Raw genomic sequence first — 316 nt, forward strand, 5'->3', positions numbered from 1 at the left:
GCCGCATCGTCTCGCCCAAGGACGTCACCCTCGCCACCCTGGCCTATGCCGCCCCTTCCGGCCTGACGTGCCAGGCGGGCGCGACGGGCAGTACCTCGGGCGTGCCCTACCTGGCCTCCGTCACCGGTTCCTCCGGTGCCATGGACTTCCAGTACGTCTCCCTCCCCCTGCCCTACCCCTACGGCGGCACGCACTGCGTGCTTCGCAGCGTCACGCGCCGGGGTGAGTCCTCTCCCGCCGTCACCTACGCCTACCAGCAGGAGGGCAGCACGGAAATCACCGGGCAGATTGTCTCCGCCACCACCCCCAGCACCGT

1 protein-coding gene is annotated in these 316 nt (G+C 70.3%); it reads left to right on the forward strand.

What is annotated here, in order from left to right; translation table 11 throughout:
* The coding region (locus tag AABA78_RS39090) for a hypothetical protein (protein ID WP_338270631.1) at positions 1 to 316 on the forward strand (316 nt) is incomplete at both ends.

The sequence above is a fragment of the Corallococcus caeni genome (assembly GCF_036245865.1).
GTDB classification, from domain to species: domain Bacteria; phylum Myxococcota; class Myxococcia; order Myxococcales; family Myxococcaceae; genus Corallococcus; species Corallococcus caeni.